Below are 17,157 nucleotides of genomic sequence, written 5' to 3' on the forward strand. Positions count from 1 at the left end.
TCATACACTAAGAATAGTATGAAAAAAGAAGGTGATTAAGGTGAAATTACATAAAGCTCTTCAGCCAAGTTTTATAAAACGAATGTACTATATGAGGTTTGTCGGAAAGTTTACAAAAGCAGAGAGTGAAAAGAATGGAGAGAATTTCTTTGTACAATGCCTATCGCCAATACCATTCACGTTACAAGAGCAATTAAAAAATGAACCATACGTATTTGAAGGTTTATGTAGTAATAAAAAGAATGAAAAAGTCTTTTTGGAATTAAAGAAAAGAAAATTAGAAAAGCAATTGGTCATGTTTCGTCTCTATTATGAAAGAGGACATATATATGTGGAGTTAATTTGTACAGAAGAACCGCGAGAAATGGCAAACGGCTATAAAATGATTCCAGTACCTAAAGTTTCCAATTACAAAAAAGGAGAGTCTTTAGAAAGAAAACTTAATAATGGTTATTTGTCATTTCTAATGCCAAAATATCCGAAAGATTTTGAGCCTCCCGAATTATTGTGGCACGATGGAAGGTTATATGGAAATATATCTTTAAAGTCATCATCAATTAGTTCAATCGCATATTTTGAACAGCAACGGGAATGTAAGTATATAGACTTTAATGACTGGATGAAGCATGTAGAAATAGCGGTAGAAGATCAATTGTATTTTGTAAGTAATCGAGTGTATGAGCAATTAAAAAAACGAATGACTGAAGAAGGTAAGCTAGTTGAAGTAGAGGATATAAAAGTACAAAAGGATGAATGGGAATGGGATGAACGTGAATCCTCCTTTTTACAGTATGTGCAAAGTATGGTGCGCCATAAAGGGCTATATTTGGATGAGACGGACATTTATAATTTTCATATAAGTGTAAAAACAAATATGTTAACGATTCTTGGTGGGATACCGGGCGTTGGGAAATCACGTTTTGTGCAAGCTTATGCAGAAGCACTTGGATTAAAGTATGGGGAAGAATTGGTTTGGATTCCGATTTCTCCATCGTATCAAGAACCACATGATTTGCTCGGATATCTTCACCCAAATGGCACTTTTATTGAAAGTGAAACAAAGTTAGTTAGGACATTAATGAAGGCAAAAGAAAATCAAAATCAATTGTATATTATAGTGTTTGATGAAATGAACATGTCACATATTGAACATTGGTTTACGCCATTTCTATCTGTTCTTCAACTTGAAAAGGAAAATCGTATTTTGAATTTGTATGAGGGTGTACAGGAGGCAGAAAATTCAATTCCATCAACAATCGAAATTGGAGAAAATATTATATTTGTAGGTACTATAAATTTTGATGAAACGACGAAAGAGCTCTCCGATCGAATATTAGACCGAACAAATGTAATAATTTTACAAAAAATCCCGTTTTGTGAAATGTGTATGGAACAAGAGAAAGTTGCATTACAACCACCACTGAAAGTAACAGCGGGAGAGTTTCGGATAAATTGGATCAGAAATAAAGCGATGATTGAGGTGTTTTCTGAAGAAGAGTTAGAGCTATTAGATAAGTTACATGTTGTATTGTCATCACATGATGCGTCAAAGGGCATTTCTTTTCGATGTGCAAATGCCATTGCTACTTACTTGCAAAATATACCGTTCCAAAATAATCATTCCTATATGATTAGTAGAGAAGAGGGGTTTGATATACAAATAAAGCAACGAGTACTGACGAAAATAAGAGGGACTGAAATGATGGTCGGGTCTTTACTTTCTGAAGAAGTAAAAAGGGGAGCGACTTTAGTACCTCTTTTGCAATCTCCACTTGCAAGCAGAGTCTCTACATTTGAACACTCTTTAGCATATATAAGAGAAAAACGTAGAGAACTGGAGTTGTATGGATATGCGAAATGAAGAGCAGTATAAAACAGAAATTGTTGATACGAAAGAAACATTCCCTTTTGTATTAAAGTTAATTATTGGAACAGAAGGGAAAGGGGATCATATTTTATTAAATCGTCTTTGTACATCTACTACAGCATTAGTTCAATGTATTTATAAAATACAAGAATTAAAGCCGATTAGATTGCATTACTATTATGAGAATCCAGTGAATATAACTTTTATATGGAATAAAGTGTATGAGGGGCAAAAAAATATAAAAGAGTCACAATACGAAATAAATGAAAAAAAACAAAAGGTGTTAATATATGAACATGGAAAAACAGAATTCTTTTATCCATGGCGCTGTGGTTTATATCATTTTGAAGTGCGTATAGAAGATAAAACGTATTATGGTGCTTTTCAGGTCGTTCCAAAAAATTTTTTTGATGATCAATTTGAAATGATTCAAAATTATGTAAAGTCCATTTTAAATGAGTTGATTTTAGATAGAGGTTATTATAAGAAGACGTTCTCTATACTAAGTGATATTGAGGATTCTTCTTATTTAGTGTTATTAAGAAAGTTACCGCAAAAAATGAAAAAGATAAAGCAAATTTTTAAGAAGATAGAATCGAATTTTAAATTTATACATGAATATAAATGGGAAATGAAGGAACGGAAGGTAACGAGAAAAGGAACTGTAATGGCGGAAAGAAAACCTTATGCAAAATATTATAACCGCAAGTTTATAGAACAAAAAAATAGTAAGGAAAATGCATTTCTTAAATTTAAAGCGATGCAATTTCATCAGTATCTACTTGAGGCCGAAAGTTTTTTACGTCAAACAATTGAAATTTTAGAAAAAGCGAAAAAGAAAAAATCAGAAGAATTTCAAGCTGTTAAAACGATTATGCAAACAATTGAGCGAAATGGATCTGTGACGGATAGAGAGAAGCAAAAATATAAAAATATACATTTACTAAAAGAAGCGGATTTACGGAAAAGTTCTGTGAAAATACAAGAATATAAAATATTAGCGCATATTGTACATGAAAGTATACAGTACTTTCAAACGTTAATGTATTCTCCATTTTGGAGTGAAGTTTCTGAAACGGGTAACATGAACTCACACGATTTACCGATACCACATCAACAATTACTACATCATTTAGATTTACTTCCACAATATACGGATCAATCTCCATCTTTATTATTTGTTTATAAACCAACGTTTTTAGTGTATGAATATTACGCTTTTTTTATCGTTATTTCCATGCTGCAGCAAATTGGTTTTGAAGCTGAGCATTCCATTCGTGAACAAATACAAGAACATTTTTATGTAGATGGATTACAAGATGGAACGACAGTAGTCTTACATCAAGATGATATAATGGTACATGTCGCATTTAATGACTTAATTGAAACACATCCTCTTATTGCATTAAGTAAGGGGAGTAATTTTTATAATGGTGAAGACACAAAGAAGCCAGATATTCGTTTAGATTGTTATATAAAGGAAGAAGGAAAATACGTATATAAATCTTCAATTATTATTGAAGTCAAATATAGCCCGATGTACAATATCTTTCAGCACGTTGGAAATACGAAAGCAACTGAGCAAATGTATAAGTACTGGTCAATAAAGTATGTAGAAGAACAAAATGGAAAGCGTATTTTTCATCGAAGGGCAATTTATGAAGTGATTTGTGTATATCCGGGAAGCCATATGCATAGTAAAAAAATTGAGTCTGGATGCGGTGTTTTCTTGCAATTATACCCATATAAGACGAAACAAGGGGAAGAAAAATTAGCTGGAAAACATGGGATGGTGCAAATTTTTGAGAAGTGGTTAAAAAGTATAAAGGTGTAAAAGAAATCCTTTTTCATAAAGGATTTCTTTAGGTTAAGAAGAATTATATGCTGTATGGAAGGATGTATGAAGTGATTTATACACATGTTGTTAGAAGGACTGGGTATGTGAGATAAAAGACGGTTAAGTTGGAATTTAATTCGTTTTGCAGAATATAATAAGTCATAAATATTTTTAGTTGCATACGAAGATTTGTTCTTATATGATAGAAAGTGAAAGCGTTATCAAAACAGAGCGGCGATGGGAAAGGCGGGTAAATATGTTCCAGCGTGTTCAAACAAAGGAAGAACATTTTTGGTTCGAGCAACTATGGGGAGATTTTTGTGAAGAAAGAAACTTAATGTTCGTAGAACGTAATTTAAATCCATCACGATTTTTATTAATAGAAGATGAGCATCATATAGGTACCGTAGAGTGTATTAAGTATACAGTACCTGAACAATCAAATTCTGAGTTTTTCTATCCGTTTTCTAAAAATGATTTAGTGAAAGATTTGAAAAATGTGTATGAAATAGGTAAGTTAAGTATTGCGAAAACGTCTCGTGGGAGAGGACATTTCAAAAGGCTAACAGCTATTTTATTTATGCATGCGTTAGAAACGAAAGCAGAATGGTATATTGCAGCAGTTACGAAAAGAATGTATATGTATTTGTTTACACTCGGTTTTCCAATTGAACCGATAGATAATCCATTTCAGTTTCATGATACTTTACAAGGTGTACCAGTGCGAATTCATGCTCGAAAAGGAGTTACGCATTTATATTCTTTAAAAGAATTTCGCGATGTGATTCAAGGGAATGCTCATGCACAGGCATTAATTGCAGAATACAGTAAAAATATTATGTTAACAAAGTGATTGGAAGCGAATATGTATAGATAATGGTATCTTAAAATGGAAGTATTCTTCATAAAAAAACGACCCTTATTATTTTAATAAGGGTCTAAAAGTCATAATCCAAATATACTAAAAATCATTTTGCGACGCTTTGGCTTCTTTTCTCTTTCATATGTCGGTTTTATATCAGGAGTAATATATATAGGTTCTTCCTTTTTGAGGGTAGCTTCTAGCTTTTGAATTCGTTCTAACATTTCCTCCATTTCACGGCGGTGTTGTAAGAGTTGATACGTAACGACATCATTTGCCTTATCTTGCATTTGCTCTTCCATACGATCGAGCCTTCTCGTAATTGTGTTTAATTGAGAAGCAAATTGCTCGAAATCATTCGATGATGAGTTTTGAATAATTGTGCTTACTTGAGTTTTTAATTCTTCAACGTCATTTGATGATATTTTTTGAGTGGGTTGAGAGTTGTGAGACTGCTTCATTTGAGAACGATGGTATTCTAACATTTTATCTACATCATATTGTGTAAAAATAAAGTGGCCGTATTTATTTTTTTCTATCGTAAGATTTAATTGTTGTGCAATCCGGACAACAGCCTTTGGGCTAACACCTAATTTTTTTGCGATAAATGGTGTTTTATAATCCAAAATAATCCCTCCTATATATATCCTGTTGAATGATTTCGATCTATGAAGTAAGTTCCCTTCTTGTGTGACAAAAGAAGTGTGGAATCGGCAAAGAAAGTGTTTTTTCACGAAATACAGTTAGGAAGAATATATCGTTTATATACAAGGTTTCATGTTTTAAAATTTAGAATAATTCGATTTGACGAGGGTAAATGAATTAGATTATCATAATGATAAATATCTTTTTTATGTATGCATATAATATATAAAAAGGTGGTTGCTAATGTAGAATTTTGTTAGAGTATCAGAATGCTTACTTCACTTGAATAAAATTAAGTAGGAGGTGGCTTCCTTGCTTACACTGTAAGTAAGGAAAAGTATTTGGACATATATAGTATAAGTATAGTGATTGTTTTAATTGCCTTAACGGCATTTTTCGTTGCAGCAGAATTTGCAATAGTTAAAGTGAGGAGTTCACGAATTGACTATTTAATTGCAGAGGGAAATAACCGTGCAACATCGGTCAAAACAGTCATTACAAACTTAGACGAATATTTATCTGCTTGTCAGCTAGGAATAACAGTTACAGCTCTAGGAATTGGGTGGTTTGGTAAACCTGCGCTAAAGCAAATGTTCGACATGCTTTTTGCAAATTGGAACATTTCTACTCAACTTGCAGACATTTTTGCTGTAATTTTAGTGTTTTTGTTCATTACGTTTTTACATGTTGTAGTAGGGGAATTGGCCCCAAAGACATTTGCGATTCAAAAAGCTGAACAAGTGAGTTTGTTTATTGCAAAGCCGTTAATTTGCTTTTATCGTATTGCATTCCCATTTATTTGGATCTTAAATGGATCAGCTCGAATGATTACGAAGTTGTTAGGTTTGAAACCGCCGAAAGGGCATGATGAGGTTCATTCAGAAGAGGAATTACGATTGTTAGTTTCAGAAAGTTATAAAAATGGTGAGATTAATCAGTCTGAATATAAGTATGTAAATAAAATCTTTGAATTTGATGATCGTATTGCAAAAGAAATAATGGTGCCTCGAACTGAGATGCATATTATTAGTAAAGAAATGCCTGCTGAAGAAGCTTTGCAAAAAATGTCTCAGGAAAAATATACGAGATATCCAGTTGTTGATGGCGATAAAGATCACGTAATAGGTTTTGTAAATTTTAAAGATATTTTTACAGATTTTGTGCAACATAAAGCTGTTAGTAAAAAGAAAGTAGAACAATATGTTAGACCAATTATTTTAGTTATCGATTCTATCCCAATTCATGATTTGTTTGTAAAAATGCAAAAAGAAAGAACACATATTGCTATATTGATAGATGAATATGGTGGTACATCTGGACTTGTTACTGTTGAAGATATTTTAGAAGAAATTGTTGGGGATATTCAAGATGAATTTGATACGGATGAACAGCCAGAAATTCAACAAGTTAGTGAAACGAGAACGATACTAGAGGGAAAAGTACTTGTAAGTGAGGTTAATACGTTATTAGGTTTAACGATAAATGATAATGGTGTTGATACAATCGGTGGTTGGATTTTAACGAAGAATATAGAGATTACTGAAGAGGATTTCATTGAAATTGAAAACTATAAGTTTTGTGTGAAAGAATTAGATGGACACTATATTAAGAGGTTAGAAGTTACAAAAACAGTAGAACCAATTGTTATTTTAGAAGATGAAAAACAAATTTCGTTACAAGAGCAAATTAGCTCGTAAACTCTGCTATATGGCAGAGTTTTTTTGAGCATAATGTTTTTTGAGGGATGAGGGCTATGATACAATTACATAAGTCAGACCTTTCACTAGGTGTAGTATTATTGTATATGAATATTAGGAAGGAGAAGAACTATGAAAAAGCATTTATATATAAATGGAGATTGGAAATCAGTAAACACATATAAACCATTGTATGCACCATATTCTGAAGAAACATTAGCAGAAATTGCACAAGGAACGGAAGAGGATGTTCAAGAGGCTGTCATTTCTGCAAAAAATGCAATGAAAAAAATGAATAAATTATCTGCATACGATCGTGCAACTATTTTAGAAAAGGTTGCGCAAAAAATGGATGAAAGAAGAGAAGAATTTGCAGAGATTATTGCAAAAGAGGCTGCAAAACCAATACGTGCTGCAAGGGGAGAAGTTGATCGTACGGTTCAAACATATAAATTTGCAGCAGAAGAAGCGAAGCGTATTTACGGTGAGACACTGCCACTCGACGCAGCACCTGGTGCAGATGGGCGTATTGCATATACAATTCGAAAACCAATAGGTGTTATAGGAGCTATTACGCCATTTAACTTTCCATTAAATTTAGTAGCACATAAAGTCGGTCCTGCAATTGCTGCTGGAAATACAGTTGTGTTAAAACCAGCGGATCAAACGCCATTATCGTCTTATGCGTTAGTTGAATTATTTGAAGAGGCAGGTTTGCCAAAGGGTGCTTTGAATATCGTTTCTGGCCCAGGTGCAACTGTTGGTGAGGCAATCGTTAAAAATGATGATGTGGCTTCTATTACTTTTACTGGAAGCCCGAAAGTTGGAATTGGGATTAAGGAAAAGGCTGGATTGAAACGGGTTACGTTAGAATTAGGATCAAATGCTGCTGTTATTATTGATGAAGATGTAGAGTTAACAGACGAGATAATTGAACGTGTAAAATGGGGAGCGTTTGTTAATAATGGACAAGTTTGTATTTCGGTACAACGTGTTTTTGTACACGAAAAGAGAATGGATGAATTTCTTTCGAAGCTAAAGAAAGCGATGGAAACAGTTATTGTTGGTGATCCAATGATTGAGGAAACGGATGTATCAGCTTTAATTTCGAAAAAAGATGTAGAGCGAATGGAAATGTGGGTGCAAGAAGCTATCAAGGAAGGTGCAACAGTTTTATACGGTGGTAAGAAGCGTGATGAAAGGATTTTTGAACCAACTGTATTAACAAATGTTCCGGAGTATGTATCTGTACAGTGTCAAGAAGTATTTGGTCCATTAATGACAGTAAATACATTTAAAGAATTTGATGAGGCTATAGAGCGAGTAAATCATTCACGTTACGGTCTACAAGCAGGAGTATTTACAAATAATTTATTTAAAGCAATGCGTGCAATTGACGAGTTAGAAGTTGGTGGTGTCATGATAAATGATATCCCAACCTTTAGAGTAGATCATATGCCTTACGGTGGTGTAAAAGAAAGTGGCACAGGGCGTGAAGGTATTAAATATGCAATTGAAGAAATGACAGAAATGAAATTAGTGTGTATTAAAAAATAAAGTAGATAGAGCTTAAAGATAGCAATAAAAAACGAGTAGGAAATGTTTACGATTCCATACTCGTTTTTTTATTGTTTTTCTACGTTTCTCGGAACTATTTAATTTAACCAAGTGTACCTTTTATTTCATTTCTTGTTTGAAAATATTATCTTCGACATAAATTTGTTCTTTATCTACGGCAGTGCTATGAGATAGTACTAAGCCGATGGGTGTTTCAGTTCCTTTATTTTGAACAATCGTGAAAGGAACATTTTTTTCATTTGCCAATTTAATGTATTTTGATAAATGTGGGTAAGCAATGCTACCGTTTAGGAATATTTGTAATGATTGAGAAGAGCGCATGCCACCTGCTACTTCAGAATACACATTACTTTGCATTACTTGACCGATAGTCAACGCGATTTCTACGCGTTCGCGTAATGTAGTTAAGTACATATTACGTTCTTCTGGTTTGTTTTGCTTTTGGCCGTAAATGCCTTCTTGGAGATAGTCTTCCACATTTTTATTTACCATATTTTTCACACCTTTCATTTCTTATTGTACGCAAGATTTGAAAATGATGCAAAAAAAGTCGTTTTGATTACGAAAAAAATTAAACGATAAGAACGAAATAGAGGTATAGGGATACAAACGATTAAAGCAGGAATAGAAAAAAATTTTATCAACAGATATTAACAAAATGTGACAACAATCTATTAACGAAACGCATTTTTTGTGTTAATATTCAAAATATAAAGGGTGTTCGTCGTATGGAAATGGAGGAAATGGGGGTTTTTCCAATCGATAAGGATATTAAAGAAGTATTTTGTTCGCATTTGCAAAACAACAGGCACCAATTCGTAGAGAACTGGAAAAACAAAATGATAATTTCCGAAAAAGATCCATTTAAACTAGAAGTAGTTCAAAATGGAGAGGATTTATTAGAGCTAATCATTGAACTTACTTTGGAAGAGAAAGACATTACATATCTTCAGCCACTATGTGAAAAAATTGCTATTGAGCGTGCAGGAGCAGATGCGAATATTGGAGATTTTGTATACAATGCAAATGTGGGACGAAATGAGCTTTTTGAAGCTATGTGTGAACTAGATGTTAGTGCTCGTGAATTGAAACCAATTATGGCCAAAATACATACTTGTTTTGACAAATTAATTTATTATACCGTTTTAAAATACTCGGAAATTATAACGAGGAATTTAGAGGAAAAACAGCAATATATTAACGAAACACATAAAGAGAGACTAACAATTTTAGGACAAATGTCAGCTAGTTTTGTACATGAGTTTCGTAATCCGCTTACTTCAATTATGGGATTCGTCAAGTTATTAAAGACAGATCACCCAAGTTTATCGTATTTAGATATTATTTCGCATGAATTAGATCAATTAAATTTTCGAATCTCGCAATTTTTACTCGTATCAAAAAAAGAAATGTGGAATGAATCGGAACGATTTTGGCTTAATGATTTGTTTCAAGATATCATTCAGTTCTTATATCCGAGTTTGGTTAATGCAAATGTTTCGATTGAACAGAATTTGCCGTATCCAATTCAGCTCGATGGTTATCGGAGTGAAGTGAGACAAGTATTTTTAAATATTTTAATGAATTCCATTGACGCTCTTGAATCTATGAAAGAAGAACGGAAAATTATTATTGATATTTTTGAAGAAGAGCAAGATATCCGTATTGTGATAAAAAATAATGGACCAATGATTCCAGTGGAAAATGTAGAAACTATTTTTGAACCATTTGTAACTACTAAAAAGTTAGGGACTGGTATTGGATTGTTTGTATGTAAACAAATTGTAGAAAAACATAATGGGTCTATTATGTGTCGTTCAGATAGAGAGTGGACAGAATTTCAAATTGTATTTCAAAAATAAACAGTCTACACCAAATGAATGGTGTAGACTGTTTTAATTTGTAAGTGTAACAAATTCTAATTGTGGATCCATAGTTGAAAAACCTACGATTGAAATCGTGTAAATTACATTCGGTTCAACATTAAACTTTGGTATAGTTAACACCACTTTTTTATTATCTGCAAGGGAAACTTCAATATCTGCTGTACCAGGGCTGACTTGTATGAAATCTGTTATTTGTTTAAATAGTACATTCTCAAATAAATGATCACCACCTTTTAAATCTACATTTACAACAGGGGTATCTGGAGAAAAATGCACAAAACGCATTTTTGCTTGGCCAGATGGTAAATGTGTATTATCAAGCATAGGCTGTAATTGTAGATGATTATCGCTATTAATTGCGGCAAGAGTATAAGTGTGATTTCCCATAATTGGTACTAAGGCTGAAAATATTGGAGTTTCGTTCCCAACAGGGACAATATCTATACGATATTTACCTTGCACTAATGATAAATAGGGGCTAAATTGTTTGAAAGAAATATTTTTAATTACTTTTTGTCCGTTTACTAAAATATCGACCGGTGGTGTGCTTGGAGCGGAATGAAAAATCCTTATATGTGACGGCAGAGCGGCTTCTTGTGAATCTCTTTTTTCATATGCCTGTACAAGTTTTGTAAGCGCATCGTAATACTTCATATATACTTCTACATATTTTTTAGGATTACTATATTGATAGTAACGGGCGAGCTGTTCGTAACGTACAGCTTCTTGTCCATATTTTTCGATTTCAGATTGAGACATGAACATTCCTCCTTTGTCATCATTAAAACTATATGCGAAGTGAGAAAGAAGTTATGCGAAAAACTTATTTTTCGAAAGGAGAAAAGTTGAAAATTCTAAAGGGTTTAATGGAGAGATATTTTTTCTGAGTAAAGAGGGGCCTATGGATGTATACGCGAACTTAGTTAAGGTGAACAAGATTTTGCAATTACAGTAGGGGGCGCCGATTTATTACAACGAGTAATTTGAGATTTGAAATACTAACAAAGTGTAATTTTGTATCAATCGATATGTTGAAAATAAGCCCAAAATCCTTAGCAAATTAGTTTTTTTAAAAATAAGCCCAAAATCCTTAGCAAATTAGTTTTTTTAAAAATTATAGGCAAATACACATACAAAGTGATAATTGTCCTACATAATTTATAAAGGAAAGATAGTTTTATCCCGCTATTTGCCGGGCAGTAGGACCCCCACCTCAAAATTCAGCGAAAGCAAAGAAGTTAGGTGGGGGTCGGGCTGCCTATAAAAGCCCGATTGGTGCGGGCTGATAATCAGTGGGGGATGAAGAAAACCCCCACTGATTAAAGTTTTACTTTATTTTGAGGGAAGAAGTGCAGCTTGGGATGGGGATATCCCGGCAATGATCGAATGGAGTTATGAAGGTTGATGTGCTATAGGTTGTAGTATACATTATGAATCTGTACTATGTTTTTCATAATGGTAATAACTGATAAGAGAGCGTCGTGCCGAACTGATTAATGTGGTTAATCGGTTCTTTTTTTTTGTTTAAAATTAATGTTACTATATGTTAAATATCAGTTATTTTAAGAATGGTTGTTATCCGTTTAGTATGACGGATTGTCGAAATTTGTTTGAAAATATGCAATATAAAGTAGGGCAATAGGAAGGAGTTTAGCGGGAGTTCTGTCGAAGTTTACACAATGTCGGCATTTGAGGGAAGCTGGCATTATGTTAGGAAACCATTTAGTGATGTAGTTATTTATATAAGGGAGGGTTATTTAAGCGTATAGATAAGGGTTGGTCTTCGTTTTAAGTTCTGAATTTTCTGTTTTAAAATACTTATTAGCACTCATTTGTATATTTTATAATAGTTTTTTGATAAATTCACTGCTTGTGCAGAGGATTCTTTTTGATGAAAGAAACGTCAATTTTCTTCATATACATATACAAATTGGAGAAATGGGGGAGCGCTATGCGCGATTACTTAATTAAACCACTTGTTGGTCAGCCGTATCCAATGATTTCACATGGAAAAGGTGTGTATTTGTATGATCAAAACGGTAATAAATATTTTGATGGCTCGTCAGGAGCAATTACGGCAGGTATTGGGCATGGCGTAAAGGAGATTGCGGAAGTTATTCAAAAGCAGGCAGAGGAGATTGCTTTCGTATATAGATCCCAGTTCACAAGTGAACCAGCTGAAAAATTAGCAAAGAAGTTAAGTGATTTAAGTGTTGGAGATTTGAACTGGAGCTTTTTTGTAAATAGTGGTACAGAAGCAAATGAAACAGCTATGAAAATTGCAATTCAGCATTTTCAGGAGCGCGGTATTCAAGGGAAACATAAAATTTTGTCACGATGGATGAGCTATCACGGTATTACGATGGGGGCTTTATCAATGTCTGGGCATCCATTGCGTAGACAACGTTTCGTATCTATTTTGGAAGATTATCCAACTATACCAGCTCCATACTGTTTCAGATGTCCCGTACAAAAGGTATATCCAACTTGTCAGCTTGCTTGTGCGACTGAACTAGAAAGATCAATTGATCGAATTGGTGCAGAGCATATTGCGGCTTTTATTGCTGAACCGATTATCGGAGCAGCTGGCGGCGCAGTTGTTCCGCCGAAAGAATATTATAAAGTGATTAAAGATATTTGTAGTCATTATGATATTTTATTTATTGCGGATGAAGTAATGACGGGGCTTGGCCGTACAGGTGCATGGTTTGCGATGGAGCACTGGGGTGTAGAACCGGATATTATGACGCTGGGTAAGGGTTTAGGAGCGGGGTATACACCGATGGCAGCGACGATTGTAAGTGACCGTGTTATGGAGCCGATTTTACGAGGATCACGTTCTGTTATGAGCGGACATACGTTAAGTGCAAATCCATTGTCTGCAGCAACGGCTTTAGCCGTTATTGAATATATGGAGAAACATAATCTACCTGAAAAAACAGCAGAAAAGGGAGAGTATTTAATTAAAGGATTACAGAAAATCCAACAACAGTCAACAATTATTGCTGATGTACGCGGAAAAGGATTGCTAATCGGTATAGAATTGCAATCGTTTACAAAAGCGTCGGAACTTATTTCAGTTGCAGCAAAAAATGGTCTTCTTTTATACCAAGCTGTGTCAGGGCAAGCAGGAAAAGAAGATAGTGCGCTGCTTGTGGCACCGCCAATGACAACTACATATTCCGAGTTAGATGAATTACTTTCAATTTTTGCAAGAAGCGTGGAAGAAATGATGCAAAAAGGAGGGCATAGTATCGCATGACAACTATTACGAATACATTCGGTAAATTAAAAGAGATAGAGGAAGTAATTTCTTTGTTCCATGATGATATGACATTAATGTTCGGAGGATTTGGGGGGATTGGATCCCCTCCATCTTTAATACAGGCTATTTTAGAAAAAGGAATTACAAATTTAAATTTAATAGGAAATGACACTGGATTTCCTGATGTAGGAATTGGTCGTCTTGTTACGAATGAAAGAGTTAAATCATTAATTACCTCTCATATTGGTTCAAATCCAAATGCAGGAAGACAGCTAAACGAAGGAAGGTTACAAATTGAGTTTTCCCCGCAAGGAACATTAGCGGAACGTATTCGTGCTGGTGGCGTCGGACTTGGCGGTATTTTAGTTGACGTTGGTGTTGATACGATTGTAGAAGAGGGAAAACGAACTGTTGAAATGAACGGTAAGACATATTTAGTTGAACCGGCATTAACTGCTGAAGTCGCGATTGTATATGCGAAAAAGGCAGATCCGTTTGGTAATCTTGTATTCGATAAAAGTGCACGGAATATGAATCCTCACGTAGCGATGGCTGGAGATATAACAATTGTAGAGGCAGAAGAAATAGTTCCACTTGGAAGTTTAGATCCAGAAGAAATTGTCGTTCCAGGTGTTTTCGTAAATTATATCGTACCGTCGGAAGGAGTGAATTGGAAATGGGTATGGGCATAGAGGTGAGAGATAAGATTGCAAGACGTGCAGCGAAAGAAATACAAAATGGCATGATTGTAAATTTAGGTATCGGTATACCGTCGCTTGTACCGAATCATTTGCCTGATGATATAAATGTTATGTTTCATGCAGAAAATGGAATCGTTGGTATGGGACCAACGCCAAGTAAAGGGAATGAAGATGAAAATTTATGTAATGCAGCAGGCTTACCAACTTCTCTTATTACAGGAGCAAGTTATTTTGATAGCTGCACGGCGTTTGGGATGATTCGAAAAGGTTTACTAGATATTACGATTCTTGGTTCATTACAAGTAAGTGAAAATGGTGATTTGGCAAACTGGATTGTACCAGGGAAACGTGTTCCAGGTATCGGAGGAGCAATGGATTTAGCCCAAAAAGCGAAGCGGGTCGTTGTTGTGATGAATCATGTCGATAAATACGGAAATGCAAAAATTGTTTCGGAGTGTACATTACCATTAACTTCAAAGAAATGTGTAGATTTAATTATTACGGATATGGCAGTCATGGAAGTGACGCAGGATGGACTCATTTTACAAGAATTAATGAGCCCATACACAGTGGAAGATATAAAACAACATACGGAAGCTGATTTTAAAATTGGCTCTAACTTACTAGTAATTGAATGAGGGGAGATGTAATATATGGAGCAATTAAAAAAGCAGGTTTGCGATTATATTGAGAGTCATGAAGAGGAAAGTGTGAAATTTTTAAAGCGATTAATTCAAGAAAAGAGCGTATCTGGTGATGAAAGTGGTGCGCAGGCAATTGTGATTGAAAAGCTACGTAAGTTAGGTTTAGATCTTGATATTTGGGAGCCTTCTTTTTCTAAAATGAAAGATCACCCTTATTTTGTATCACCGCGTACAAGTTTTTCAGACAGCCCGAACATTGTGGCTACTTTAAAAGGAAGTGGCGATGGGAAATCTATGATATTAAATGGGCATATTGATGTAGTACCAGAAGGAGATGTAAGTCAGTGGGACCATCACCCTTATAGCGGTGAGAAAATAGGGAATCGTATATATGGCCGTGGCACGACGGATATGAAAGGCGGCAATGTCGCACTTATGCTTGCAATGGAAGCGATTATTGAATCTGGTGTTGAATTAAAAGGAGATATCCATTTTCAAAGTGTAATAGAAGAAGAAAGTGGCGGAGCAGGAACATTAGCGACTATATTACGAGGATATAAGGCAGATGGTGTTATTATTCCAGAGCCGACTAATATGAAGTTTTTCCCGAAACAACAAGGGTCTATGTGGTTTCGTCTGCATGTGAAAGGAAAAGCAGCACACGGTGGAACACGCTATGAAGGAATTAGTGCAATTGAAAAAAGTATGTTTGTTGTAGAGCATGTAAGAAAGCTAGAGGAGAAAAGAAATAGCAGAATTACAGATCCTTTATATAAAGGTATTCCAATTCCAATCCCAATTAATATTGGAAAAATTGACGGTGGGAGTTGGCCAAGTTCCGTTCCAGATTCGTTAATTTTAGAAGGAAGATGTGGTGTTGCACCGAATGAGACTATAGAAACGGCAAAAGAAGAGTTTGAAAGTTGGATTGGTGAATTAAATGATGTGGACAATTGGTTTATAGAAAATCCAGTAGAAGTAGAATGGTTTGGAGCGAGATGGGTTCCTGGTGAACTTGAAGAAAATCATGAACTGATAACGACACTTAAACATAATTTTGTTGAAATTGAGGGGAACGAACCAATTATAGAAGCATCGCCGTGGGGGACTGATGGAGGTTTATTTACCAAAATCGCCAATGTACCAACGATAGTATTTGGTCCAGGAGAGACGAAAGTGGCACACTATCCAAACGAATATATAGAAATTAATAAAATGATTGCTTCTGCAAAAATTATTGCATGTACATTATTAGATTGGTGTGAGGTGAAAAAATGAAATACTACGAATCTTTTAAAGAACAAACAAATTGCTATACAGTAGAAGGTGTTTTAGATTATTTTAATAAACGTATTCGAGTAGATCACTATACTGGAAATGTTGAAAGTATTATACAGACAATTGATGGACTTGCAGAGAAACATTCTTTCACTAAATGTATAATAAAAGGGAAGGGAGAGCATGTTTCAACATGGCTCTCTTTCGGTTTCTTATTGGAAGCAACGATACCACATTATTTTCAAGGACACGATGCATACTTTTTCGTGAAATATACTAATGATAAAAGACGAAATAGTATGTATTGGACTGAGGAGGATACTATTTTAAGTGGTGTAAAAGCAAAAGAAGTAAAGGAAAAAGTAGTCCCAGAGAAATTTCTGTTAAGAAAAGCGACTGAAGAAGATGCAGAAGAATTAGCAACTGTCTTTGGAAAAGTATTTGAAGTTTATCCGACACCTTTAAATGAAGCAAGCTATGTATTACAGACGATGAAAGAAGACGATACGATTTACTATGTTTATGAATTTGAGGGGAAAATTATTAGTACAGCGTCTGCAGAATTGAATGTGAAGGAAGAGAATGCAGAATTAACGAATTGTGCGACTTTACCTGAATATCGCAAACACGGATTTATGAAAAGCTTACTAATAAAGTTAGAAGAAGAGCTTCAAGAAAAATCTATTTTCTGTTCCTATACGATTGCTCGTTCGCTATCTTTTGGTATGAATGCAGCCTTTCATCAGTTAGGCTATACATACACAGGAAGACTGGCGAATAATTGCTACATTTTTGATAAGTTGGAAGATATGAATATATGGGTGAAAGATTTATCTAGCTATTCGAAAACGGCAAGGATCCCACTTCAAAATTCGGCTGTAAAGCAAAGAAGTTAGG

At 34.5% G+C, this 17,157-nt stretch carries 14 protein-coding genes; 11 read left to right on the top strand and 3 right to left on the bottom strand.

All coding sequences use genetic code 11. The annotated features are described in order from the left end of the window. Positions 1–40 precede the first annotated feature (40 nt). The 3 genes from COI75_RS20305 to COI75_RS20315 all read left to right on the top strand — a co-directional run bounded on the left by COI75_RS20305 (position 41) and on the right by COI75_RS20315 (position 4,557). A complete protein-coding gene (locus COI75_RS20305; protein WP_000766200.1) occupies positions 41–1,861 on the top strand; it encodes an AAA family ATPase in 1,821 nt (606 codons plus the stop codon). Beyond that, positions 1,851–3,701, top strand: coding sequence for a hypothetical protein (locus COI75_RS20310; protein WP_001243338.1), 1,851 nt, complete (start codon positions 1,851–1,853; stop codon positions 3,699–3,701). The genes COI75_RS20305 and COI75_RS20310 overlap by 11 nt, the downstream gene beginning before the upstream one ends. 259 nt (positions 3,702–3,960) lie before the next feature. Then, positions 3,961–4,557, top strand: coding sequence for a hypothetical protein (locus COI75_RS20315; RefSeq protein WP_000487802.1), 597 nt, complete (start codon positions 3,961–3,963; stop codon positions 4,555–4,557). Between the two features lie 92 nt (positions 4,558–4,649). On the opposite strand, the gene racA is transcribed toward COI75_RS20315, so the two are convergent. Beyond that, the gene (gene racA / locus COI75_RS20320) at positions 4,650–5,192 is read right to left on the bottom strand and encodes a chromosome-anchoring protein RacA (protein ID WP_000385000.1); all 543 of its coding nucleotides are present in this window, start codon (positions 5,190–5,192) and stop codon (positions 4,650–4,652) included. 360 nt (positions 5,193–5,552) lie between these two features. On the opposite strand from racA, the gene COI75_RS20325 reads away from it, so the two are divergent. Beyond that, positions 5,553–6,908 (top strand): hemolysin family protein, encoded by a 1,356-nt coding sequence (locus COI75_RS20325; protein WP_002095678.1) that lies wholly within the window; start codon positions 5,553–5,555, stop codon positions 6,906–6,908. A 132-nt stretch (positions 6,909–7,040) separates the two neighbouring features. Then, the gene (locus COI75_RS20330; RefSeq protein WP_000716464.1) at positions 7,041–8,465 is read left to right on the top strand and encodes an aldehyde dehydrogenase family protein; all 1,425 of its coding nucleotides are present in this window, start codon (positions 7,041–7,043) and stop codon (positions 8,463–8,465) included. A 120-nt stretch (positions 8,466–8,585) separates the two neighbouring features. Here COI75_RS20330 and COI75_RS20335 read toward each other — a convergent pair whose 3' ends face one another. Continuing rightward, positions 8,586–8,978 carry a YueI family protein gene (locus COI75_RS20335; protein WP_000247556.1) on the bottom strand — a complete coding sequence of 131 codons (393 nt, stop codon included), beginning with the start codon at positions 8,976–8,978 and terminating at the stop codon, positions 8,586–8,588. A gap of 236 nt (positions 8,979–9,214) precedes the next feature. Between COI75_RS20335 and COI75_RS20340 the strand changes: the two genes are divergently transcribed. Next, a complete protein-coding gene (locus COI75_RS20340) occupies positions 9,215–10,348 on the top strand; it encodes a BA2291 family sporulation histidine kinase (RefSeq protein ID WP_000425080.1) in 1,134 nt (377 codons plus the stop codon). A 33-nt stretch (positions 10,349–10,381) separates the two neighbouring features. On the opposite strand, the gene COI75_RS20345 is transcribed toward COI75_RS20340, so the two are convergent. Further along, the gene (locus COI75_RS20345; protein ID WP_000083274.1) at positions 10,382–11,131 is read right to left on the bottom strand and encodes a DUF4397 domain-containing protein; all 750 of its coding nucleotides are present in this window, start codon (positions 11,129–11,131) and stop codon (positions 10,382–10,384) included. Between the two features lie 1,192 nt (positions 11,132–12,323). Here COI75_RS20345 and COI75_RS20355 point away from each other — a divergent pair. The 5 genes from COI75_RS20355 to ablB are packed head-to-tail and all read left to right on the top strand — an operon-like array spanning position 12,324 to position 17,156. After that, positions 12,324–13,634 carry an aspartate aminotransferase family protein gene (locus tag COI75_RS20355; RefSeq protein ID WP_001205900.1) on the top strand — a complete coding sequence of 437 codons (1,311 nt, stop codon included), beginning with the start codon at positions 12,324–12,326 and terminating at the stop codon, positions 13,632–13,634. Then, positions 13,631–14,329 (top strand): acetate CoA-transferase subunit alpha, encoded by a 699-nt coding sequence (gene atoD, locus COI75_RS20360; protein WP_000208100.1) that lies wholly within the window; start codon positions 13,631–13,633, stop codon positions 14,327–14,329. The genes COI75_RS20355 and atoD overlap by 4 nt, the downstream gene beginning before the upstream one ends. Next, the gene (locus COI75_RS20365) at positions 14,314–14,976 is read left to right on the top strand and encodes a CoA transferase subunit B (protein ID WP_000525246.1); all 663 of its coding nucleotides are present in this window, start codon (positions 14,314–14,316) and stop codon (positions 14,974–14,976) included. The genes atoD and COI75_RS20365 overlap by 16 nt, the downstream gene beginning before the upstream one ends. A gap of 15 nt (positions 14,977–14,991) precedes the next feature. After that, positions 14,992–16,260: a peptidase gene (locus COI75_RS20370; RefSeq protein ID WP_000436703.1), complete on the top strand. Its 1,269-nt coding sequence runs from the start codon at positions 14,992–14,994 to the stop codon at positions 16,258–16,260. After that, positions 16,257–17,156: a putative beta-lysine N-acetyltransferase gene (ablB, locus tag COI75_RS20375; protein WP_000878580.1), complete on the top strand. Its 900-nt coding sequence runs from the start codon at positions 16,257–16,259 to the stop codon at positions 17,154–17,156. The genes COI75_RS20370 and ablB overlap by 4 nt, the downstream gene beginning before the upstream one ends. The last annotated feature ends 1 nt before the right edge of the window (position 17,157 follow it).

The organism is Bacillus cereus, from assembly GCF_002564555.1.
Taxonomy (GTDB): domain Bacteria; phylum Bacillota; class Bacilli; order Bacillales; family Bacillaceae_G; genus Bacillus_A; species Bacillus_A cereus_K.